This window comes from Corynebacterium choanae (genome assembly GCF_003813965.1).
In the GTDB taxonomy this organism is placed as follows: domain Bacteria; phylum Actinomycetota; class Actinomycetes; order Mycobacteriales; family Mycobacteriaceae; genus Corynebacterium; species Corynebacterium choanae.
Genome location: NZ_CP033896.1, coordinates 889,903 through 913,657 on the forward strand (window position 1 = coordinate 889,903; position 23,755 = coordinate 913,657).

At 57.0% G+C, this 23,755-nt stretch carries 18 protein-coding genes; 13 read left to right on the top strand and 5 right to left on the bottom strand.

Features of this window, described 5'->3' with window-relative positions; genetic code table 11:
* Positions 1-80 precede the first annotated feature (80 nt).
* Positions 81-794 (bottom strand): TetR/AcrR family transcriptional regulator, encoded by a 714-nt coding sequence (locus CCHOA_RS03265; RefSeq protein ID WP_123926820.1) that lies wholly within the window; start codon positions 792-794, stop codon positions 81-83.
* Positions 795-1,277: 483 nt separating this feature from the next.
* Here CCHOA_RS03265 and CCHOA_RS03270 point away from each other — a divergent pair, with 483 nt between their 5' ends.
* The 6 genes from CCHOA_RS03270 (at position 1,278) to CCHOA_RS03295 (ending at position 9,944) form a co-directional block, all read left to right on the top strand.
* Complete coding sequence (locus tag CCHOA_RS03270; RefSeq protein WP_123926823.1) at positions 1,278-2,123, top strand: TatD family hydrolase; 846 nt, start codon at positions 1,278-1,280, stop codon at positions 2,121-2,123.
* Between the two features lie 702 nt (positions 2,124-2,825).
* Positions 2,826-3,752 carry a ubiquitin-like domain-containing protein gene (locus tag CCHOA_RS03275; protein ID WP_164472369.1) on the top strand — a complete coding sequence of 309 codons (927 nt, stop codon included), beginning with the start codon at positions 2,826-2,828 and terminating at the stop codon, positions 3,750-3,752.
* A gap of 559 nt (positions 3,753-4,311) precedes the next feature.
* Positions 4,312-5,442: a resuscitation-promoting factor gene (locus tag CCHOA_RS11005; protein WP_123926829.1), complete on the top strand. Its 1,131-nt coding sequence runs from the start codon at positions 4,312-4,314 to the stop codon at positions 5,440-5,442.
* 155 nt (positions 5,443-5,597) lie between these two features.
* Positions 5,598-6,512, top strand: coding sequence for a 16S rRNA (adenine(1518)-N(6)/adenine(1519)-N(6))-dimethyltransferase RsmA (gene rsmA / locus CCHOA_RS03285; RefSeq protein ID WP_123926832.1), 915 nt, complete (start codon positions 5,598-5,600; stop codon positions 6,510-6,512).
* Positions 6,513-6,817: 305 nt separating this feature from the next.
* The gene (locus CCHOA_RS03290; RefSeq protein ID WP_245992186.1) at positions 6,818-7,819 is read left to right on the top strand and encodes a 4-(cytidine 5'-diphospho)-2-C-methyl-D-erythritol kinase; all 1,002 of its coding nucleotides are present in this window, start codon (positions 6,818-6,820) and stop codon (positions 7,817-7,819) included.
* A 319-nt stretch (positions 7,820-8,138) separates the two neighbouring features.
* A complete protein-coding gene (locus CCHOA_RS03295; RefSeq protein ID WP_123930726.1) occupies positions 8,139-9,944 on the top strand; it encodes an ABC-F family ATP-binding cassette domain-containing protein in 1,806 nt (601 codons plus the stop codon).
* A gap of 291 nt (positions 9,945-10,235) precedes the next feature.
* Here CCHOA_RS03295 and CCHOA_RS03300 read toward each other — a convergent pair whose 3' ends face one another.
* Positions 10,236-11,066, bottom strand: coding sequence for a CAP domain-containing protein (locus CCHOA_RS03300; protein WP_123926835.1), 831 nt, complete (start codon positions 11,064-11,066; stop codon positions 10,236-10,238).
* A gap of 770 nt (positions 11,067-11,836) precedes the next feature.
* Here CCHOA_RS03300 and ppk2 point away from each other — a divergent pair.
* From ppk2 to CCHOA_RS03320, 4 genes are all read left to right on the top strand, one after another.
* Entirely contained in the window at positions 11,837-12,751 is a 915-nt protein-coding gene (gene ppk2 / locus CCHOA_RS03305) for a polyphosphate kinase 2 (RefSeq protein ID WP_123926838.1), read from the top strand.
* A 362-nt stretch (positions 12,752-13,113) separates the two neighbouring features.
* Entirely contained in the window at positions 13,114-14,169 is a 1,056-nt protein-coding gene (locus CCHOA_RS03310) for a 3-hydroxyisobutyryl-CoA hydrolase (protein ID WP_123926840.1), read from the top strand.
* A 274-nt stretch (positions 14,170-14,443) separates the two neighbouring features.
* Positions 14,444-15,430 (top strand): acrylyl-CoA reductase family protein, encoded by a 987-nt coding sequence (locus CCHOA_RS03315; RefSeq protein ID WP_123926843.1) that lies wholly within the window; start codon positions 14,444-14,446, stop codon positions 15,428-15,430.
* The gene (locus CCHOA_RS03320; RefSeq protein ID WP_206425819.1) at positions 15,423-15,821 is read left to right on the top strand and encodes a GntR family transcriptional regulator; all 399 of its coding nucleotides are present in this window, start codon (positions 15,423-15,425) and stop codon (positions 15,819-15,821) included. The genes CCHOA_RS03315 and CCHOA_RS03320 overlap by 8 nt, the downstream gene beginning before the upstream one ends.
* 320 nt (positions 15,822-16,141) lie before the next feature.
* Here the strand turns inward: CCHOA_RS03320 and CCHOA_RS03325 are convergent, their stop codons facing one another.
* Positions 16,142-17,791 (bottom strand): peptide chain release factor 3, encoded by a 1,650-nt coding sequence (locus CCHOA_RS03325; RefSeq protein WP_123926849.1) that lies wholly within the window; start codon positions 17,789-17,791, stop codon positions 16,142-16,144.
* Between the two features lie 985 nt (positions 17,792-18,776).
* Here CCHOA_RS03325 and CCHOA_RS03330 point away from each other — a divergent pair.
* A complete protein-coding gene (locus CCHOA_RS03330; protein ID WP_123930729.1) occupies positions 18,777-20,204 on the top strand; it encodes a glyceraldehyde-3-phosphate dehydrogenase in 1,428 nt (475 codons plus the stop codon).
* Positions 20,205-20,432: 228 nt separating this feature from the next.
* Complete coding sequence (locus CCHOA_RS03335; RefSeq protein WP_123926852.1) at positions 20,433-20,636, top strand: hypothetical protein; 204 nt, start codon at positions 20,433-20,435, stop codon at positions 20,634-20,636.
* Between the two features lie 208 nt (positions 20,637-20,844).
* On the opposite strand, the gene pth is transcribed toward CCHOA_RS03335, so the two are convergent.
* Both pth and CCHOA_RS03345 read right to left on the bottom strand, forming a co-directional pair.
* The gene (pth, locus tag CCHOA_RS03340) at positions 20,845-21,441 is read right to left on the bottom strand and encodes an aminoacyl-tRNA hydrolase (RefSeq protein ID WP_245992187.1); all 597 of its coding nucleotides are present in this window, start codon (positions 21,439-21,441) and stop codon (positions 20,845-20,847) included.
* A gap of 546 nt (positions 21,442-21,987) precedes the next feature.
* Complete coding sequence (locus CCHOA_RS03345; RefSeq protein ID WP_123926855.1) at positions 21,988-22,641, bottom strand: 50S ribosomal protein L25/general stress protein Ctc; 654 nt, start codon at positions 22,639-22,641, stop codon at positions 21,988-21,990.
* Between the two features lie 763 nt (positions 22,642-23,404).
* Here CCHOA_RS03345 and CCHOA_RS03350 point away from each other — a divergent pair.
* Complete coding sequence (locus tag CCHOA_RS03350; protein WP_123930736.1) at positions 23,405-23,725, top strand: hypothetical protein; 321 nt, start codon at positions 23,405-23,407, stop codon at positions 23,723-23,725.
* Positions 23,726-23,755: the final 30 nt, after the last annotated feature.

Consider the following 23,755-nt stretch of genomic DNA (forward strand, 5'->3'; position numbering starts at 1 on the left):
CGTGCTGCGAAAATCGCCGCCGCCATCGGCCGGGCGCTGGTTAGAAGCACCAACCAGTGCCGCAGCGACGCTGGTACCAGCTAGCTACCAGAGCTGCCCTGGGATGACTGGGCAGCAGTGATTGCCTGCGAGTTTGCTAAACCTTGTTCGCTTAAATGCCGAGGAAACACGGTGTCGGCGAGGCCACTGATGACAAACTCGACTTCTTCTTTGACTAGCGCATAGCCGTTCGCCGGGGACAAATGGGGAAATAGCTTCAACAGGTAGCTGTCATCGATGCGGGTGCCACCAGGGGTTTCCGACTCGCCGGACTTCTTCAACCCTTCCGTCACCACCGAACCCATGACGGTGATTTTGCTGATGAGATCCACAGCAAATTGGAAACGGGGCAGGGGCACATCGTCGGCCACTGCGGCGAGTTGGGTGAGGAGCTGTTCAAAATAGTGGCGCACGGCAAGATGTGTGGTGGGGACAGTGATGAGCGCCTGCGCGAGCCCGCTGTGCCGGTCGCACATTGTCCAAAAATGTTCCGCAAACTGTGACAGCTGCGCACTCCAGGGCAGTGCCGCATCAGGCAATGGCATCGATGCGACCGCCCTTTCGACACACAGATATGCCAGATGTTCATGGGATTCAACTACCCGGTAAATACTTGGTGCGCGCACCCCCAGATTCCTGGCAACACCGCTAATCGAGAACTGATCCAAACCTAAGGCGAAGGCTTCTTGAATGACGTCTTCAAGGGTGAACCGTTTCCGCGGACCTGGGTGGGGCGTGTCAAAAGTATCAGGCACGAGTTACAGCAGCTTTCACTTCATCGAGGAACACGGGGCAAGAAGGTGGGGGCATGGTATGTGCAGCAGCGACGCCACAGCCAGCAGGGCAACACTGTTATCGCTGCACCACAGCCCAGCAACGATCACCAGTATGGCAGGCGATTGTTGCTGCAACTTATTGTTGGCAACCCTTTCCGCTGATGGTAGCAATCTTTTTCATTAACAGGCGAACAATCGGATGCTTCCCCCACACCGACAACCCACGAAGCAGGGCAAACCACCTGTTGGTAGGCGATATTTCGCAGATAAGTGGAGATGGAACCCCGCAGGGACATATCAACCCTGCCCAAGACGACACCCGCTGCGGAGAGATGCAACGTCTGTCAGCGCCCTTGGGCCACGGGGTGCTAGCGGCGGGTACACCGGGGAGGCTTGCTGGGCCGGTCGGCACAGGTGGGCACTATTTCTGCTCTGCGAACGTTTCCGCCTAGGATTACCGGTATGTGTGCTGCTCGAAAAAAGCGGGAACCTGCGCAACCTGCCCGCAAGCTACCTGGCCTTATCGATGCGCATACGCATCTGACTTCCTGCGGGGCGTGGGAGCCGGAAGCGGCGAAACCATTGCTGGAGCGGGCCGCAGACGCAGGTGTCACCAATATTTGTACTGTCGGTGACGGATTCGACGAATGTGTTGCGGCAGTTAACCTGGCTCGCCAATTCGATGAACTTGTTGCGGCGGTCGCTATTCACCCCACCCGGGCAAAGGAACTTACCGACGAGGTGAAAGCAGCGCTTGCAACATTGGCTAAGGATCCCAACGTGGTGGCCATCGGGGAAACAGGCCTAGACACGTATTGGATCGACAAATCCGAAGACTGTGCAGATATTGACACCCAGCAGCAAGCCTTGGCCTGGCACAATGAGTTGGCGATAGCAACTGGTAAAACCTTGATGATTCACAATCGGGAAGCTGACGAGCTCCTGCTTGATGCACTCGCTGATCTGCCCCGTGCCCGGGAAGTGATGCTGCACTGTTTTTCCTCCCCGTTGGAAGTTGCAACTGAAGCAATTGCGCGCGGCTATGTGCTGTCATTTACCGGCAATGTCACCTTTGCCGCCAATGATGAGCTGCGGGAAGTAGCAAAACGCGTGCCGCCAGGACAGCTGCTGGTGGAAACCGATGCACCATATATGACCCCGGTGCCGCATCGTGGTTTCCGCAACGAACCGGCAATCATTGGACACACCGCATTATGTTTAGCTGAAGTGCGGCAGGAACCTGTTGAAACACTCATCGGGCATGTGCGGGAAACCTATGCGCGAGTATTTAACCTCACCCTTCAGTAACCCTAGGTGGGGGTAAAAACAGGATAGTGCAGAGCCCTTTGCGAAATGGAGCAAAACTGCAGCATCGTCGACTGTGGTGCTGCACATTTGCACCCTAATGGAATGCTGGACAAGCTGGTGTTTTGTCCCCCAAAACCATCGACAGTTGGCAGTAGTGTGCCCTAGCATTGCGGATGGAAAAACATTGTTGACAACAGTGCGCATCGAGCTGGGTGTGTCACAACATCGTCGCTTCCATGCCGAAGTCGGTCACTGTGGGCGCATGTTCCGAACAGTAGCCACGATGGGCAGATGGAGCGGTTGTAAGTGAGTGAACGCTGTGGGAGCGTTCCCGCGAACGGCCGGTCATTTGGCGAATAGCTATGAGTCACCTGGCTCACTGCTCTTGGTGGAGACACCTTCGGTAGGCACGTCGATACCTCCCTTGGTCACCGAAGCGGTATGCGGCTGCTGCACAGATCCGGGCTGCGGATGGCAGTAGCTGGCTGGTTGCTGGAGCTGGTGTGGCAGGTGATGCGTCGATGTGACACACACTGGCACATCGTTTGTCCACTGACAGATTCGGGACACATTGGTAGCTGCGCCCAACCTGGCAGTGGTCACCGCTGCGCGCCTGGCTGCGCACCATGAGCCGTGAGCTGTCCACTATTGGGCATGCATGTTGTTGTCAAAAAGAGCGACATACTCTGGAGGAACTCGATCGTGACTGGACGACACAGCCAGGCGCACTGGCGTCAGCTCAACGGCACGACGAGTATGCCGCTACGAGTTGGTACCGGTGGAATGCTCGTCACTCTTGCGCTAAGCGGGATGATGGTGCTCACCGAGAAAAAAGAGATCGAACTCGTACAAGACGGTCACACCCGGCGGATTGTCACCATCGGTAATACTGTGCATCGGGCACTTGCCCAGTCGGGGGTTAAACTCACTGGCCAAGATGTGGTCTCCCCGGCGTTGGATCATCGGATCCACAACGGTATGCGGGTCACAATTGAGCGGATCCCGGCAAGTTTCCAACAGTTACACTCCCCAGCGCGTGCCGGGCATGCTCCCCAGTCGCAGGTGTTAGCTGCCGGCAGCGGTCAAGCGTTGCAGGTTTCCCAACAAGCAGTGACCCCAGAGTCATGGCGTGATGTGCGAGCTTCGTTGCTGCGCCAGTTACCAAGTGCGGTGATAGTGGCGCAAGAGCTAGCCCCAGAGTCGCTGATTGCCCAGTCGGAAGTGCATGAGCCTGCTACAAGCAATGATGCCGACACCGTTGCAACAACCCCTGCTGCACCGCAGGATGAAACCACACCGGTAAACCCGGCACAGGGACAGATTGTGGCAGAGGTGCATCCTGTCACCTCCCCGGCACCTGCCGAAGAAGCTTCCCCGCCGGGAACAGCTGTACCTGCGCCGGAACCGGAACCTGCTCCACAACCGGTTGAAGTTGCACCACCGGCTCCCGCTGCAGTCCCTGCACCTGATCCGGCGCCGGCTGTAGTAGCAGCTGTTCCGGCGGGGAATTGCCAGTCAGGTGTGACAGTGGTGACCTTCGGGGAAAATGGCGGCAACGCTGCTGAAGCTGCTGCAGCGCATGCAGCTGCCGCGCAGCAGGCGGCACTGAATCAGCTTTACTGTCGCTAGACCATTGGTGGCAGCTGGCACCTCGAATCTCAAGTCAGTTGCGGTGACGGGAAGGTGGACGGCTGATGCTGCGTTGCAGTATCAGTCGTGCGCAACCTATTTACCACAGCTGCCAGCACACCTGGCACAGGTCATCATGCTGTGAAGGCCGCTGTGTCCTGGAGCGTATCGACTGTGCACTGCGCACTTGCACTGCTGGTGTAACACACAATCAGTACCCCCACTTGAGGGCTTTTTCCGGGGTGGATGCGACACCGCAATACTGATGTGGCCGCTGTGAACAATGAAGTGATCGTGGCACTGTCACAAACCGGTAACAAACCGGTAGTGTCAGGTGGTTGGAGGACTCGATTCCGACGCAACCGAGCAACCGGTTGCGCCGCTGTGAGTCTTTCACGGTGAACGCCGCAGGCTACTTGACCTAGCCGCACAGTGGTCGACACCGCACATCGCACCGGTTGTGATTGCTGGCTGGCGCTGTGCACTATCAAATGCTGTGAGAAGCCACTGTTGTCGTCGCTTTCCCACTCGCTGTTGTTTTTAAGGAGTATCCCAGCCTATGGGCACCAACCACCCCTTGAGTCTGCATCGTCTCAACAACACCAGTAGCGTGCCGCTGCGGGTGGCGACCTCATCCATGCTGGTGACGCTGTTAATCGGTGGTGGACTGACCATCGCTGAGAAAAAAGACGTTGATATCGACATCAACGGCCAGATACTGCACACCACAGCGCTGCGGCAAACTGTGCGGGAAGTCCTTGCAGCCAACGGCATCGAGCCAGGGCCAGGCTATCTCATCACCCCGCCACTCGACACTGTTGTGCACGACGGTGACAACATTGTGGTTCGGGCAACCCGAACCGTCGGCCTGGAGGTTGACGGCACCGAGCAGACGATCGCCACAACCGCTCTAACCGTGGGTGAGCTGGTCAATGAACTTCAACTCGACGCTGTAGATACAGTGTCCTATCCCGATTCGGCAGCGATCCCCGTATCCGGGCTTACGGTGAAAGTCACTACCCCGAAACCTGTGACGATCATCGTCGATGGGGTGCCACAAACCGTGCAGGTTGCCGGTTCTACTGTGGCTGAAGTGCTCGCCGGTGCGGGGATAGCCATCGATGGTGATGATCTGGTAACTCCTGCACGAAACGCTGAAGTCACCGCTGAGACGGTCATTGAGGTGGTGCACCGCACTGTTGATTTAGTGGAAACCACCACTGTGATCCCGGCACCTGTCGTCATCGTGGAAGATCCCACGCTTGACGAGGGGGAGGAAATCACCGAAGCGGCTGGAAAACCAGGCACTCGCCGCCAGGTCACGCAAACCGTGACCGAGTCAGGCCGCCAAGTGGGATCCACCGTGCTCAGCGATGAAGAGATCTCTGCGCCACAGCCCACCACTATTCGGCGGGGAACCAAAGTTGCTGCGCCGAGTGTGCCTTACGGACGCTGGGATCAGCTCGCTGAATGTGAAGCAAGCGGCAATTGGTCGATTAACACCGGCAACGGTTTTTCCGGTGGTCTCCAGTTCACCCCGTCGACGTGGCTCGCTTACGGTGGTGGCGCCTACGCCCCAGAGGCATGGATGGCTAGCCGCGAGGCGCAGATCGAAGTCGCCGAAAAGGTACTGGCCGGGCAAGGCTGGGGTGCATGGCCAGCATGTACCGCGAAGTTTGGCTGGCGGTAGCTGCAAGGTTGCACAATTCCCGGTGGAGGGATGCGCAACCAGTGTTTCGCTCCAATGTGGTGTGGTGAACTATCCCTGATGTTGTCGGCCGCTATTTGGTGACGGTGCTGCGCTCACCAATGTGGTGTGGTGTTGCCAGCGGACTACACTAGGCGATTGTGAATAACCATTCGGTGTCGTATCTAGGTCCTGCAGAGATCCGCCAGCTTGCGCAGCAGCTGGACAAAACTCCTACGAAAAAATGGGGTCAAAACTTTCTGCACGACCCGAATACGATTCGGCGTATTGTCGCTGCTGCTGAACTTGACCCATGCATGCATGTACTGGAAGTGGGACCTGGTTTAGGATCACTCACCCTGGGTCTCCTTGATGCGGTGGAACACGTCACCGCAGTAGAGATTGATCCAGTCTTGCAACAGCAGCTACCAGCAACGGCCGCGCAATTTGCCCCCGCACAAGCCGATCATCTCACGGTAATCGGCTGCGACGCATTGCAGCTCACCCCGCAGGATCTTGCCGCGGCAGGAATACATCGCTCACCGGATGCGCTGGTCGCCAATTTGCCCTACAACGTGGCGGTTCCGGTTATTCTGCATCTGCTTGCCACCTTCCCCAGTATTTCGCGGGTGCTGGTGATGGTGCAAAAAGAGGTCGCTGACAGGCTTGCTGCGAGTCCTGGTTCGAAAATCTATGGGGTGCCCAGTGTAAAAGCGAGCTTTTATGGCAAAGTGACGCGGGCAGGGGTGATCGGGCGAAGCGTATTCTGGCCGGAACCAAATGTTGACTCCGCGCTGGTGCGTATTGACTGTTTTGAGCCAGCAGCGCAGCCTTGGCCGATTGACGAAGCGCATCGTAGCGCAGTGTTTCCGCTGGTTGACGCAGCGTTTGCGCAACGTCGCAAAATGCTGCGGGCTGCCCTGAAACCCATGTTTGGCTCTGCTGATGCGGCTGCAGCGGTGCTTGAACGCGCCGGGGTTGATCCGGCGAGTCGGGGTGAGGACATTCCGGTGGAAGGCTTTGTGGCGATTGCTGCCGCGATGGCAGATCATAAGCCAGCCAACAATTCGTAGCCTCATCTCGGCCAAAACGCAAGAGTAGCGGCTGAGAACGTTGGATGTGTTACGCAGCAACAGTGTTGCTGTGCGTCTTTGGGCTGGTGGTGGCTCGTGGCCACCTCATAGCTGTGTCATCTTCTCGTCACTGCTGTTCATGCTGCTTACTACTTTTGATGCTGCTAGTGGAATGCTTGGGGCGGCGGGGTCAGGTGTACTGCGGTCGCTGTTTAGGGGTGGCGCCGGTGGACGGTTCCGATAACACCGGTGGCACTGCGGCAGTGGGCGGGTGGCAAGTATAGTGTTCGGATGTGGACCTAGATGTGAAGGATCTTGAAACTCGGCACACGCCGGTGGCGCGGATTGCTGCGAGAGCACAAGCAAAAACAAATCTGCTCCTGGCTGTGGGGGCGCTTGGTGCTGATGGTTATCATCCTTTGACTACGGTGTTTCATGCGGTTGAATTGGCGAACACGGTGACGCTGACCGCCTATTCGCCGCGGCAGGTGCCTTGGCATCGGGGTGATTCCCGGGTGCTGGGGTTGCGCGTGCGCGGGTTGCACGCGCATAAGGTTCCTAACGATTCGTCGAATCTGGCATGGCGGGCAGTGGATCTGGTTACCGCGGAGCTTGTGCAGCGGGGATATGATCCGTCCACGTTGCCAGCTGTGGTCATCGAAATCACTAAACAGGTGCCTACTGCTGGGGGTATGGCTGGTGGATCAGCCGATGGGGCAGCGGCGATCAAAGCTGCGGCACAGTTGTTTGCTGACGGTCTGCTTGCTGAGGAACGCTCTACGTTGTTGGCGATGTGTGCCATCCTCGGGGCGGATGTGCCGTTTTCTTTTGTGGGACGCACTCAGTTGGGTACTGGGCGGGGTGATGAGCTTGTGGAGATGATGGTGCGGGGACGTTATCACTGGGTGATGGCTGCCCAGTCTGATGGGTTGTCCACTCCGGCGGTGTTTCGTCGTTTCGATGAAATGACCCCACCCCGTGATTCGCTGGCGAGCGTGGATGTGACAGCGATGGCGCAGGCGTTACGCAGTGGTGATCCTGCCGCACTTGCCCCGCTGTTGCACAATGATTTGCAGCCGGCGGCGTTATCTTTGATGCCAAAGTTGCATAGTGTGCTGGATGCTGGGCGCAGCGCTGGTGCATTGGCCGGTATTGTGTCCGGTTCGGGTCCTACTTGCGTATTTTTATGTCGTGATGCCCAGCACGCCCAGGATGTTGCCGAAGAGCTGCACGATACGGGCAAAGCAATGGTGGCGGTGGCAACTTCGGGACCGGCCGCCGGGGCAACACTCGTCACAGAGGAATAATCGCGCTGTTTCCTTTGCAGGTTTGCATCGGTATCTGGCAGCACAACGATGGTTCCTTCCTCCTGCTGGTTCTTCCTGTCCACTCGAAAACTTAGCGAGTGAAGCTGTTGTTGCCGCTTATTGTGGCGCCGATTAGCGGCGGCGACTCAATTTTTGTAGATCCTGTGCGTTCTTGCGGTGATGCTGCTGGCCGCCCTGCAGGGGTGTGCTGTTTTATTCCACCGGGCGGCAGGGGTCGGTTGCGGCTGCTCACCAGCAGATTGGGTGCTGTTGCGCTGCTGTGGGGCAAGTGTTGCTTTCCACCCACTATCATGGTGGGGTGGTCAATTATGTCAACCTGGAACAGGTCAGCAAATCTTACGGGTTACAAACCCTGCTGGATTCCGTCTCTCTTGGGGTGCAATCGGGGGATCGAATCGGGGTGGTGGGGTTAAACGGCGGTGGAAAAACCACGTTGTTGAAGCTCCTCACCGGTGAGGACACTCCTGATAGTGGAAGGATTTCCTTTGCCAGCGGGCTCGCTATGGCTTATGTGACCCAGGGCGCTGAGCTCGCCCCAACGGCAACGATCGCTGAAGTTGTGCTCGCCCCGCTGGGGGTAGCAACCTATGAGTGGGCGTCGAATGCGAAGATTCGGGCAGTGTTGCATGGCCTTGGGGTGGCAAACCTTGGCCTGGAAACCCCGGTTGGTTCGTTGTCCGGTGGGGAACGTCGCCGAGTGAATTTGGCGGCCGCACTGGTGCAAGACATTGATTTGCTGATTTTGGATGAGCCGACCAACCACCTGGACGTCGAAGGGGTGCAATGGCTAGCTGATCATCTGCTGCAGCGCAATTTGGCGCTGGTCGTGGTCACCCACGACCGCTGGTTTTTAGATACTGTCGCTACCCGCACCTGGGAAGTACACGATGGGCAGGTCGACACCTATGAGGGGGGCTACAATGATTGGATTTTCGCCCGTGCGGAACGTGCCCGACAGGCTGATGCGGCGGAACAGCGGCGTCGTAATCTAGCCCGGAAAGAACTTGCCTGGCTGCGGCGTGGGGCACCGGCCCGCACCAGTAAACCCCGCTACCGGATTGAGGCTGCCGAAGCGCTTATTAGTGATGTGCCGCCGCCGCGTAACGCTGTCGAGTTGATGCAGTTTTCCAAGTCGCGGCAGGGCAATGTGGTCGTGGAGCTAGAGGATGCCACAGTCACCTCCCCGGATGGGCGGCTGCTGTTAAACAATCAAACGTTTCGTCTTGCCCCAGGGCAGCGTATCGGCCTGGTGGGGGTCAACGGGTCGGGGAAAACCACATTGTTAAAAACGCTTGCCGGCGAATATCCGCTCGATAGTGGCAAACGCATCGAAGGCCGAACTGTGAAACTTGGGTGGCTGCGTCAGGAATTGGATGATCTTGATCCGGAACGTCGCCTGCTTGATGCGGTGGAGGATGTGGCCAGCTATGTGACGATCGGGAAGAAAGAGATCTCGGCATCCCAATTGGCTGAACGTCTCGGGTTTAGTGCGAAACGGCAGCGCACCCCGATTGGTGATCTTTCCGGTGGGGAGCGGCGCCGCCTGCAGCTGACCCGGGTGATGATGGCGGAGCCGAATCTGCTGCTGTTGGATGAGCCGACAAACGATCTAGATATTGATACGCTGCAGGAATTAGAGTCGCTGTTGGACGGCTGGCCGGGCACTTTGGTGGTGATCTCCCACGACCGGTATCTCATTGAACGCTGCTGTGATGACACTTATGCACTGTTCGGGGATGGGAAACTGACCCATTTGCCGCAGGGGATTGAGGAGTATTTGCAGCGTCGCGCCGCCACTGCTGAAGTGTCGGCAAAACATCGCATTGCGGTTGCTGACGCGCCGGAGGCTGGTTCAGCGGAGAAGAAGCAGCATGCTGCGAAGCGGCGCAGTTTGCAGAAACAACTGACTTCGCTGGAGCGGAAAATCAGCAAATTGCAGACGCAGGAAACCGAGTTGCATGAGCAGATGGCTGCAGCAAGCGCCGAGATGGACACCGATCGGTTAACTGATCTGAACCGCGAGTTGCTGGCGCTTGGTGATCAACGCGATTCTTTAGAGATGGAGTGGATGGAGATCGGCGAAGAACTCGATGCGCTTCAATAATCTGCTCTCCTGGTGGATAGTACCCTGCCCACTGGTAGATAGTTTTCTGCGCGAGAGCCGGTTTGTGCTTCTAGCTGGTAGCGCCCCAGCAGCCGCACGGTGCAACCCCCAGCAGTCTGTGCAAAGGATCCATTGCAGGTAGGCAGCTAAGTAGACAGCCCACCCCAGCAGTTTGGGGTGGGCTTTGCCACATCTACATCAATATCTGCGTGCTCAACGGGGCAACCAGAGTCCTTGAGGGGGACGAGGGGAGCTTTCTGATGCTGATGTGCAGCCAAGGGGTGTGGCAGGCTATCCGCGCAGGCGAATATCGAAGAACCATTCCCCGCTGAGCGGATCACGATACACCCCGATGCCGGCATGGGTGAAGTCGTCGGAGAGTAGCTGTTGGCGAATATTGCTGGAGTCACGCAGCCATCGCTCAAACTGCAGCTGGGGGGCGTGGCGGGAGGTGTCCCGGGCAACAAATTCGTAACCGTGCCGGGAGCCGTCCCGGTTACCACCGGTGGGGCGAACATTCCATGCTTCTGGACCTTCCCGGTGGAAGGAGTCAGCATCCAGCGAGCCTTGTTCGGCGACTGCTTGCCCTATTTGGGTTGCCCACTCGGTGGCGCTTGTTGCCAGATAGGTATCTTCAGCTAGCGCTGGACGGTCGAGCTGTTGGCGGGCTTCGTTGATCTCCTGGAGAATGTGCTCGGCTGCTTGCTGTTCGCTTAAGCCTTCTAATCCGGCAGTTGGGGTATCCCGCAGCCCGTCATTGTTGCCAAGTTCAATCTCAATGACGGAAGGGCCGGTCTGTGCTGGTGTCCCGGCAAGCACTCCAGCATTCGAGGGGGTGGATGGATGGTTTGCACGTGGAACCGTCCCACTGGTTTCCCCGGTGGTGGGGGAGGATTGTTGCAACACCACTGCCAGTACGGCGGCGAGTCCTACCGCAGCACCGAGCCCCAAAATAATGGGGGATATGGGTTGTGGTTGGGCGGCTGCATAGGCGGCCGGTTGCGCAGGTTGCGCATGCGCCTGATGGGCAGTAGTAGTGAGCGACGTTGACGCCAGCGCTAACGCGAGCAGCGTTGCCCGACGGGAGCGGCGAGAGTTACGACGAATCTTCAACGTGATCACCTATCTGTCGAATCCTTCCACCTGGTGGTGCATTTCCTTGGACTGCGCAATCCACCCGGCTACCCGGAACCTTTCAAGTCCCGGTGGGGCGGACAAGCACCGCAGTGAAGGTAAAATTCACCTGTACTAAATTGCAGTGTACCTGGGGTAAGCCTGACCTTTTGTAGGAAAATGCAGCGGAGTTATCGCAAGAGGGCAGCAGTGGCGGGGCAAGGCAGTAAGTTTCAGGCCTTGCACCGCGTGCAGCCCCTTTTTGTCACAGCCTCCTGGGGGTGGTAGCCAAGTAGTGAAGCAGGAAAGGTGATACGTTCGCGCCTTTCGGGTGTGAGTGTTCTCACCAGCAGGTTTATCTATTGCTATGACGGGGAAGTCGATAAACATACTGGTGGTTAGAGTCGTTGACTGCCGTTGGGGCGGCCCCGCATTCCGTGACTGTGGATGACGATATGATGCTACCAATGTGACCCAGCTTGCAAAGTAGCAAATATGTGTGTTCCGTTACGAAATGGGGGAATGTGGCGGTAGCTGACGCCAAATAGGGGGAGTGCACCCGCCACAAAGGAAGCGCTGTGTTTACCTGGTACTGCAAGCAATCCTTACCTTGGTAGGCGATCGCGATCGCCGCCAGCTGCCGGAACGTATGGTGATTACCGGGGTGATGGAGTGGTGCCGAGTGGTCGGTCTGTCCGCAGCCGTGGGGAGCTGGCGGGGGCAAAGCCGGACATTCATTGTTGCTCTGACAGCCGGTCGTGGGGGTAGGGTGAGAATCTATGGGTAAACACCAAGAAACCACACCGCCAGTATCACCCACCGCCCAGCCTAAGCTGGATAAGAAGGCCTACGAGAAAGAACTCAAACGCCTCCAGGCCGAGCTGGTCGACATGCAACAGTGGGTGGTTGAAACCGGCGCCCGTTTGGTCATCGTGATGGAAGGCCGCGACGCCGCGGGGAAGGGTTCCGCTATTAAGCGCATCACCCAATATCTCAACCCGCGTACTTGTCGCATTGAGGCGCTTCCGGCACCGAACTCGCGGGAAAAAGGCCAATGGTATTTCCAACGCTATGTAGAACGGCTGCCCACCGCCGGTGAGATCGTCATTTTCGACCGCTCCTGGTATAACCGGGCAGGTGTCGAGCGTGTGATGGGATTTTGTACCTCCCAGGAATATCGTCGCTTCCTACATCAGGCCCCAATCTTTGAACGTCTCCTCGTGGAAGACGGCATTATGCTGCGGAAATACTGGTTCTCGGTGTCGGATGAGGAACAGGTCAAACGCTTTACGTCCCGGCGGGAAGATCCGCTCCGCCGGTGGAAGCTGTCCCCGATGGATCTGCAGTCCATCACCCGCTGGGAGGACTATTCCCGGGCAAAAGATGAGATGTTTATTCACACCGACATCCCCTCAGCGCCGTGGTACACCGTGGAGTCTGAGGACAAAAAACGATCCCGGATCAATGTGATCTCGCATCTCCTTTCGACCGTGCCGTATGAAAAGATTGATCGGCCGATGCCAGAGATTCCGGAACGTCCAGACTCGCAAAATGACTACGAACGACCACCGCGGGAAGACTTCCGCTATGTTCCAGATGTTGCCGCCGATTTAGAGCGCAAGCCACAAAACGCGAAAGCAAAGACGAAGAAAAAGTCGAAGCACAGCGCAAAGAAGTCGCAGCGCAGCAAGTAGGTCGCACCGCGATCTGGCCGGAAGCTGCCTATCAGCATGCTTTGCGTATCGCTAGCCGGCAGTGTCGGGCAGCATTCGTGTAACCAGGGTGTTTGGCAACGCACTTGCTGCCTGGTTTTCCCAGCTGCGCCTATCGTAGTTGGCGTCCTGTGAGTCACAGCAGGGTAACTGCTGTGCGATCACACTTATTCGCGATCACACTTTTTACAGCAATGCGCTACCCACGATGCTCGGGTAGCGCATTGCTGCGCTTTCAGGGCGACACCAGTGCTGCGATAGGTCATTGTGGCAGTGGCTAGCACCAGGGGGGATTTTTCACCATTGCCCGCCGGTTGTGGTCGAGATATGTCACACTGTGAAGTATGAGGCACGCAACACACGATCATCTGGTTTATGTTTCCACACTCAACACCACCGGTATTTTGGCGGTCAATCGCCCCAAGGCACTCAATAGCCTCAACCTGGCGATGGTTGAGACCATTACTAACGCCCTTGACGCGTGGCGGGACGACGACTCGATTCACCGGGTAGTGATTACCTCCACGAGTGAAAAAGCATTCTGTGCGGGTGGGGATGTGCGTGCTGCACGAGAAGGTATCCTGGCCGGCAATAGTGATGCGGTGGATCAATACTTCAACGAAGAATATGAGATGAACGCAGCGCTTAGCGCCTTTCCGAAACCTATTGTGGCGGTGATCGACGGCATTGTGATGGGCGGCGGGTTAGGGATCTCGATGCACGGCTCCCACCGGGTGATCACTGAGCATGCAACTGCCGCCATGCCGGAGATGCTCATCGGGTTTATACCCGATGTGGGATCGACCTATATGCTGCCGCGAATGGCTGGCCCCGGTGGCACACCATCGCTGGCAGTCGCCCAATTTATTACGTTGACCGGTTATCGCATGTCGGCCGCTGACATGCTCTACAGCGGGCTTGCCACCGACTTTGTGGCAAGCAGTGACGTGATGGCGTTTATTGACATGGTGGTGGCTGAATCGCTTGATGAAGCATTAGAACATTATGCCGGGCCTCGCCCCACTGACTCGTGGATGAAAACCCACCGTGACGCCATCGAGGAAGTTTTCGGCGAACAAGAGTTTGCCACGATCATCGACAATCTCAACCGATGCGACGATCATGAATTTGTCACCACCGTCCGGGAGCTCATCGAATCGGCAAACCCAACCTCGCTGGTTGCCGCAACACTACTAACCGCCGCCAACGCCACAGTGTCTTCGGTGCGGCACGCGTTAGATAATGAGTTTGTTGTCGCTGCGACCCTTATTCGCAGCCCGAACTTTGCCGAAGGGGTGCGGGCAGTGTTGGTGGATAAAACCAGGGATGCCACATTTAGCCCTGCCACAGTGGCTGAGGTTGATCCAGCACCCTTCCATGAACTGCTGTCGACCAATTAATACTTTGCCGCCACACTGCTTGGCTGCTGTGTATTGTCGCCCCCGGCGATCATTACGCATGCGGCTACCACGCCTCGACTGTGCGTATCGCCGCAGCGAGCGGCTACCTGCTCCAACTTGTCAACGCTAGAGCACAGCTGGCTGGTCGGTGACCATCAACGTCAGCGAACACGACATAGTTTGCAAACAAGATTGCAAACAATCTGGGGGTAACCACCCTGCTCGGTTCCCCCTTGCCGGGGTAGCAGGCGGTAAGTCGGCTACATTTATGGCTATGGGTCAATCAATTCTTGTGGCACGCGATGACAACGGGCAAGCACACGCGACAACGGTGTCGACACCGGAAGATGGCTGGGGCGACGACGGTGTGTTGCTGCGGGTCAAGTATTCATCCCTGAACTACAAGGATGCGCTAGCGCTTGCCGGCAACCCAGGGGTGATTCGCCAGTGGCCACTCGTGCCCGGAATTGATGCTGTCGGCGAAGTCGTGGAAGATCCCACCGGACGGTTCACTCCAGGGGAGATGATCACCGTCAACGGTGGCGGTTTAGGCGAACGTCGCCACGGCGGATACACCGATCTTGTGCGCATCCCGGCCGAAGCCGCAGTACGGTTAGGCGATATTAGTCCGCTCACTGCCGCCCAACTTGGCACCGCCGGCTATACCGCCGCACTGGCAGTACTTGCACTGCAAGAATCAGGCGCTTTAGCGCTACAGCTCCCAATTGCAGTCACCGGTGCCACCGGTGGGGTTGGTTCTATTGCCTGTGTGTTGCTTGCCGGATTAGGGGTCAAAGTGCATGCGCTCACCCGCCGCCCCGAGCAATACGGCGACTATCTTCGCGAACTGGGGGTTGCTGAGGTGATTGACAGTGCCACCCTGCCGACAACACCAAAACCACTCGAACGTGCCCGCTTTGCGGGGGCAGTTGATAGCGTAGGTGATACTCAGTTAAGTTATCTCCTAGCCGCAACTGCCGACAATGGAACAGTGAGCGCCTGCGGATTAGCGCAAGGAGCTACACTGCACACCACGGTAATGCCGTTTATTCTGCGCGGTGTACGACTGCAGGGGATCAACTCGGTCACCCAACCGCTGCACCGTCGCGAACAGGCCTGGCAGTTGTTGGCATCCTCAGGCGCGGCAGCAAACGTTGCCAGCTTCAGCGAAACAATCCCGCTGTTAGCGGTACACAAAGCCGGTGAACAGCTGCTCGCCGGCACCCGACATGGTCGACTGGTGGTGGATATTCATGGCTAATCGCAGCAGACGTGCTGGGGTGGAAAATTTTCACATGAAAATTAACCCCCTCGCCGAGACCGCAATCTTTCAGCAAATCCACGATGCTGTGGTTGACGGGGTCGCCACCGGGGCACTCGGCGCCGATGACCCACTGCCGTCAGTGCGCTATGTGTCGCAACAATTCAACGTCAACCCGGCGACGGTGAAAAAAGCCTATGATCTGCTCGCCGAAGAAGGGATTACGGTCACCGAACCCCGCTCCGGAACCCGAATCGCCCGCAGTCGTCCCGCGAATCGACGTCACGAAGTCGCTGAACAATTGCAGCGTGCCATTTACTATGGGCGGGCAATCGGATTAGACGCAGACACCCTAACTGACATGTTCAACGAGGCTCTGACAACACCCTAGCCCGATACTTGCGCGCGGCACAGCGCATCACCTGGCCGCTGCACCAAACACCTCCGGACGGCACAGGCGCGCTGGGATGATCCCCACATCAAGTGGGATGTCCGAACCGCACGACCGCCACGAGCGGTGGATAGCAAATTCACTGCAACACACGCGGGCGGCGACCTGGACTGTCGCGTGCATCAGTGCGGTCACCCTTGCAAACTGGTCGCGCCAGCCTGGTGAGAACCCCGGTCGGTGGATAGCTCCACACCAATGCTCCCCCTGGTGTATCCCGGCTGTGAACCAGGCAAACAGGGGGAGCAGTCTCGTCGTTGAGCCTAGTTGTCGGCGACCAGCGGCTCCAACGTGAACTCGGGATGTTCCTTCTCAATAAACGCTAAACGCCACTTATCGCCAAACAGTGCGATAAGCTCCCCGTCGCTGCGGGTAAACACCTCGACGCCGCGTTGCTTCGACAATGCCGGCACTGTTTCGGCGTCGGTGCGACGCGCCACCGAATACGGCACCGGATCAGTGACGGTTTGCACATTGTATTCATTCGCCATACGGGCTTGCATCACTTCGAACTGCATCGGGCCTACTGCAGCCATCACCGGATTCGCATCACCACGCGCATCATTGCGCAGCACCTGCACCACACCTTCCGCGGCCAGCTGCTCAAGGGCCTTGCGGAACTGCTTGTATTTACCCAACGATTCTGCCCGTAACGTGCGAAAATGCTCCGGGGCGAATTGTGGCATCGGTGGATATTGCACTTTCCGGCCAGCATAAATCGTATCGCCCGGGGCTAACGAACCGGCATTAACCAAACCGACAATATCGCCCGGATAGGCGGTCTCCACGGTGGAACGGGTACGCCCAAACACGGTGAGCGCATATTTTGTGGAGAAACTCCGTCCCGACTGGGCGTGGGTTACTTGCATGCCGCGATCGAACTCGCCGGAAACAATCCGCATAAATGCCAGCGAGTCACGATGGTTTTTATCCATCCCCGCCTGCACCTTAAACACGACACCAGAAAACTCCCCGGTAACGGCACGTTCCTCGTCAATTGCGGTGGTTGCTGCAGCCACCACCGCTTCGTCAGCAGTGCGCGGGCCGGGGGCAGGGGCAAGTGTGCATAAGGTATCTAGAATCTGGTGCACGCCAAAGTTCAACATGGCGGAAGCGAAAATCACTGGTGAAGTTGTGCATTCAAGGAAGAGTTCCTGATCATGCACCGCACCATCCATGGCCAATAGTTCAGTTTCTTCCGCTGCTACCGCAAACGCCTCGGGTTCTTCACTGGCTGCCTGCTCCGGGGTGAAGTGTTCCTCCGGGGCGATCGTGGAACCACCAGCGGTACGAATGAAGTGAATATATTCGTCAATCGTTCCCTCGTCGTCGAGCCGCACCAACCCCTTAAAATCGCCGGCCTCGCCGACCGGCCAAAACAGGGGAGTGGGTTGCAGCCCAATCTCGGCAACAATCTCATCCATCAGCTCCAGTGGGGCTTTGCCTGGCCGGTCCCACTTGTTGATCACTGTCACAATCGGCAAACCCCGGGCTTTACACACGCGGAAGAGTTTTAATGTTTGCGGCTCGAGACCTTTCGCACCATCAATAAGCATCACAGCGGCATCCACCGCGGTAAGTACCCGATAGGTGTCTTCGGAGAAATCAGAGTGGCCAGGGGTGTCGACGAGATTGATCACATAAGGTTCGCCCTCGTGGCCTGCTGGGGCATATTCGAATTGCAGCGCTGACGATGCAATCGAGATGCCGCGATCCTTTTCCATTTCCATCCAGTCGGACACTGTTGCTTTGCGACCAGCTTTCCCGTGCACCGCACCAGCTTCAGTAATGACATGTGCATGCAACGCTAGCGCTTCAGTCAGGGTGGACTTACCAGCATCGGGGTGGGCAATCACCGCAAATGTGCGGCGACGGGATGCCTGCGCGGCGGTGTCTTGGGAAGTGGTTTGCATCAAACTATCCAACTCATTGCTCGGTTTATTCTTCGAGTGCCGCCGGCCCTTCCACATCCGATCACGGTTCAAGTTGCTGAGCGGCCAGGTGAACTGGTGTACCGACAGGTGATCCGATGCGCCGGGAGGGGTGGCGGGTTGCCGATCCGGAAATAAGAAAAGGATTCGGGGGCAACGTTTATGTCCCGCTACAGCGACAAGCAAGGAAGCCCACAACAGCCACACAGCATTATCGGCCCGCTTTACACAGCCGCAGGAGACACAAAATCCGGCCTTTATCTTTGCAGGAACCAACGCAAAAGAGAATTCTTACCTGTGCAGCATCGAAAATCTGAGTGAGTGTTCTGCCAGGTTTGCGACAGCTACACCAGGTTGTGCTCTGCTGGCCGGCGTTGCGGAGCATGATCGTGCGCGGCCAACCACCAGTGAGGGCAATGGTTGTTACTCCACAAGGTGCGCATGTACCGGGATGCACCGTGTGGTGTTGCGAGGGGAACCCTCAACACCGGACAGCGCCGGCAAACCCAGCCCACCGGTTTGAAGCGTCGCGGTTTGGTGGAATACTGCATCACCCCGCAGCTGGCGTTCCACAGTGTTGATACTATCTTTTCATCTTCCCGCAGACGGGGGTAGGCAAGAGATGTTTCGATACTGGGTTGAGTAGGGATAAAACAAATGGTTAGCAGCCGGAAAATCCGGATGCTTGCAATTGTTGGGGAATTGTTTCGATCACACATCGCACACGCAAAAGATTACCGACTAACCATGGTTGGGGGTAATGCGGGCAAGGCGGCCACGCAGAACAGATTCGGCCGTTATGTTAAGTAACGGTGCCGTGCTTGCAAGCCCCCACAGCACGCAATCGGTGGTGGTGTTCGGCGCGACAAAAACCAATCCGGCACAGGGAAGCCACACCATCGGCAACACTTGTGCAACATCGCGAAACACAGTGAAGGAATCATCCGTGAGCGAACCAACTGACCCAATGGGAAACTTTCACGACAAAATCGATCTGGCAGAACAGATGCTGCCACTGCTCGGGCAACTTCACCGGGAGAAGAATGTTGTCACTTCCATCTTTGGGCGCCTGCTAGAAAACGTCACCGCGATCGACATCATCAAATCGCATCGATTTGCCCGTCGACTGCTCGATGAACCGTTGCCGTTGAAAGAAACTCTGCCGATTGTGCAGGCGTTGACTGCAATGGATATCTCCACCGCCAGCATCGACATTGCCCGCCTGGCACAACGCTATCGCGGGGTGGACGAACCACTGGAACGCTTCTTGGAACAAGAACTTGCTGACATTATCGGGGTGAAACCGGAACAAAGCTCCACCGATGTAGTGCTTTACGGGTTTGGTCGTATCGGCCGACTCCTTGCCCGCATCCTGATCGGCCGGGAAGGCCGCGGACTTGGGGTGCATCTGCGGGCAATCGTGGTGCGGAAAAAGTCTGCAGACGATATCGACAAACGTGCATCGCTGCTGCGCCGCGACAGTGTGCACGGGCCTTTCAACGGCACCATCACTATCGATTACGACAATGACATCATTTGGGCAAACGGCACCCCAATTCAGATGATCTACTCTGATGATCCGGCCAGCATTGACTACACCGCCTACGGAATCAACGATGCTGTTGTGGTCGATAACACTGGCCGCTGGCGTGACGAAGCAGGGTTGCGCCAACACTTGCAGTCCACCGGGGTTGCGAAAGTCGTGCTCACTGCACCGGGCAAAGGCAATCTGAAAAATGTGGTGTATGGCATCAACCACGACATCATTGATGATGACGATGAAATCATCACTGCCGCATCCTGCACCACTAACGCCATCACCCCAGTGTTGAAGGTCGTCAATGATCGCTACGGTGTGCAATATGGGCACGTAGAGACCGTTCATTCATTTACCAACGACCAGAACCTGATCGATAACTTCCATAAAGGCCCTCGGCGCGGCCGTGGTGCCACTTTAAACATGGTTCTCACCGAGACAGGGGCTGCGAAAGCCGTGTCGAAGGCGCTGCCGGAGTTGGAAGGCAAACTTACCGGTAACGCGATCCGGGTGCCCACCCCGGATGTGTCCATGGCGGTGTTGAACCTGACCCTGGATAAGCCTTGCGATGCGGAAGAGATTAACACGTATCTGCGGAATGTGTCGCTGCAGAGTGATCTGCGGCAGCAAATCGGTTATATCAAATCCCCTGAGGTGGTTTCCACGGATTTTGTGGGAACCACTAACGCCGGGATCGTCGACGGGCTGGCAACGATCACCCAAGGCAACCATGTGGTGCTCTACGTTTGGTATGACAACGAGTTTGGCTATTCAAATCAGGTTATTCGGATCGTGGAGCATATTGCTGGCGCCCGGCCGGTGGTTGTGCCGAAGCGGGAGTCGATCGAAAACCTGTAAGTGATCTGCTGCGGCGTCGTGTGTGCAGCTGATTGGCTACAACAGCCAGGTGTGTTCATGGTGAACATGCCTGGCTGTTGTCGTGGTGGTTGAGCGTGCCGCAGTGGGGTGCAGTCGGTTGTGTGGTCGACTGTTGGTGGCAACGCCGGGCAGGCTGCGGGTATGAGCAGCGCTTTCAAGTGTAAAGGCAAGCCCAATATTTGCTAGGTAATGCTACACTTACTGCTCGTGGGTAAGAAGAAGGATGCCGCGAAAAAGGTCGCGAAAGCACGAAAAAAGCTTGCCAGCGGGCGCTGCAAGGGGAAGTGCTGTAAATCTGCCCCACGCTGCCTCGGATGCCCAGTAGTAGTGCATCGCTTGCAGAAATGGGATGCGAGCACGTTGAGCGATAAACAATTCGCGAAAGTCCTTGCAGCAGCCCGGAAGAAATAAGGCGCACGATCAACGATCTGCGCCCATCAACGACGAGTATCGCCGCCGGTATGAAACGTTATGTGCAGCCAGCGTGAAACACGGTTTACCGCCACGCAAGACACAGTCATATACGAGGATGATTGTGAGCAGCTATCTGCACCAGCTACTAACAAGACGGCGAGCGCCCCGCCGATGCGGCGTTGACCAGACGGGGACTGCAGCACGCTTAGCGGGCGTGAATCTCGTTTTGAGCGACCTGCAGGCCTTGCGTAATCAACAACTCCACTGCATCAGCAGCATCGGCAACAGTCACGCTGAGTTCTGCAGCAGCAGCGCTCGGAAATGGCCGCAGTACATAGTCTGCTGGATCCTGGCGTCCCGGTGGTCGCGAAATCCCCACCCGAACCCGGTAATAGTCCCGTGTGCTGAGCGACTGGCTAATCGATTTCAAACCATTATGGCCGCCGTCGCCGCCCCCACATTTGAGTTTGATGCTGCCAAACTCTACATCGAGTTCATCGTGCACCACGATCACATGATCGGCTGGGATTTTGAAAAACTGGCAAAGGCTCGCCACCGGCTGCCCGGAGCGGTTCATAAAACTCATCGGTTTTGCAACTACTACTTTGTGCACACCGATCCGGATCTCGGCAACCTCCGCGCCGGCACGTTTTTGCAGTTTAAACGTTCCCGGCATGGGGACAGCCTGGTCGACGAGTTCGTCGGCAACCATGAAACCAATGTTGTGCCGTGTTGTCGCGTAACGTTCGCCAGGATTACCTAATCCCACCACCAAAATTGGTGCCTCTGCATCAAAACTCACGCCCGCTATTGTCGCACACACCTGCCTGTACTGCTAGCAAGCCCTAGGTTTGGCAACAGCATGCGGATGTGTCCGAGTCCTGCTGCCAGCACAGGGGGATCCGTGAGCCAGCAATAGCTGCTACTAAGGGATGCCACTGCCGTAGTTGTTTTCGAAGCATTGACGCACTAGATACGGTGTCCGTGTTGCAAGTGTGTTCATGGGGGAACGTGCACAGACGAGGGCTGCTACCGGAAGCAGGAGGCAGCATTGTCGTGACAGCTCTGGAGGGGTGAGCTTTGCGATGGAGTTGATGAGCTGCCAGAGAAATGCCAAACACCACCTACTGATTCGCAGCCACCACGATAGAAAACATACGCCGCGGCGCAGTAATGGAGTGGGGATGGAAGGTAGGTGGTGCAGCAACTACTGACGCCTCACCGATGGCCGTGGCCTGCTGTGGCAGGACACGGCGACGGTGCAGTTGGTCGGGCAAGAACCTGCCACAGGTGGCAAGTTCTGCCGGTCAACCACATCGGATCAGGCTTCCAGTGTAAGGGGGCGGAATTACTCTTCGTCAGCGGATTCTTCAGCGGCTTCAGCTTCGCCTTCAGCTGCTTCGCCTTCGCCCTCTTCGCCTTCTTCACCGGAGTCTGGTTCAGGCAGTTCTTCTTCAACCGGCTCAACAACGTTGATGATGAGGGTTTCCGGATCGGAGACCAGGGTGCACTCTTCCGGCAGCTCGATGTCGGCGGCGGTGATCTGAGCACCGATCTCCAGGCCTTCAACGTTGACCACGAGCTCTTCCGGAATGGAGAGCACGTCAGCCTCAACGAGGATGGTGTCTGCATCCTGCATGAGCATAGCGCCGGCTGCGATTTCGCCTTCGTAGGTGACCGGAATGTCAACCTCAACCTTTTCGCCGCGCTTAATAGCGAGCAGGTCGGCGTGGTCGATTTCGAAGGTGATGACGTTTTGATCAAGGTTCTTGATCATGGCGAGCTGCTTGTCGCCTTCGATGTCAACCTCAACAACAGCGTTGACACCATGGTTACGAACCACAGCAGTGAACTCGAGGCGATCAACGAGGATGTGAACAGGTTCGAATTCGTTGGCGTAGATCACCACAGGAACCAGGCCGGCACGACGAGCGCGACGGGCGGCACCTTTACCGAATTCATTGCGGGGCTGGGCAGCAAGCGCCAGAGCTTTGTTCGACATAGCTGTCTCTTTTCTTTGTACAGGTTTCATGCATCATCCACGTTGTAGCGTTGCATCACCAAGTGGTGAGGCGGCTGGCGGCGTGATGCGGTCTACAGGCTCAAGTGGTGCACTAATCCACCACTGGGGGTGCGATCCGAACAGTCACCGGCTGACGAACGAAGGAATGCGGCGTTTTTTCGGGTAAACATGAAAAAATCCTGCGATCCTCGACCGGCAGTGGTGCAGTATCGCATCTCGTCGAGTCTTCGCAGGCTTGTCGTCCAGGCCACACAGTGTGCGGCTGGAATAGCTACACAATAAGAGTTTTGCAAAAACGAATCGCGTCGATAACGGCGCAATCTTGTACCCTTCCTACGTTTCGCTTTGCAGCTTGACGTGTGGGGGAAGATTTCGCCCTCGCCGAGACTTGGGAAAGTATAGCGTATTCGGCGGTTGCGCTACTAATCAGATGGTGGTGCCGGGAGGAGCACTACTTATCAATTGGATTGACAGCCCCAGTGAGGGAGTCGGGCTTCGGCGGCTTTCGGCGGCACTGCTTCGAGCATTTTTTGGCGATCGCTCGCACACAATCGCTGTCCCCACTTCGTGGGGGTGTAGAGCGCAGCTGCCGGCATGTGTGAAAAACACGCCGAGGCTGCGGTTTTGAGAGTAGATTAAAAGTCTTAGAGTCAGTCGCTGCAGTGGGCTGCCAAACCACGGCGTTTCGGCAGGGTCTGCGGCGGACAAGGTAAAAACAAGGAGTGAATGCCTTATGGGTGATATGCGAACAACGGTGAAAAAAGCTGATGAGGTGTCGACAGCTTCCATGGTGATCACCGGACTGGTCGGCGGCTGGTTGGTGGCACGTGAAACCGGGATTCGTCCACTTGGCGGGGCCGTGTTGGCGGCATGTGGCGCATATTCCGCCCGCAGCTGGTTGGCAAAAACAGATATTCCAACCACTGCAGCGCTAGTTGGCACATATGTTGGCGCCTTTGGTTTGTCACATCCACTGGCAAAGAAAATCGGACCGTGGCCGGCGGTAGCCTTGGTCACCACAGTTGCCTCTGGTGCAGCTTGCGTGCTCAGCGATATTAAGTAGTATCGCAAAGCTCCGCTGACAGCAGGTTTC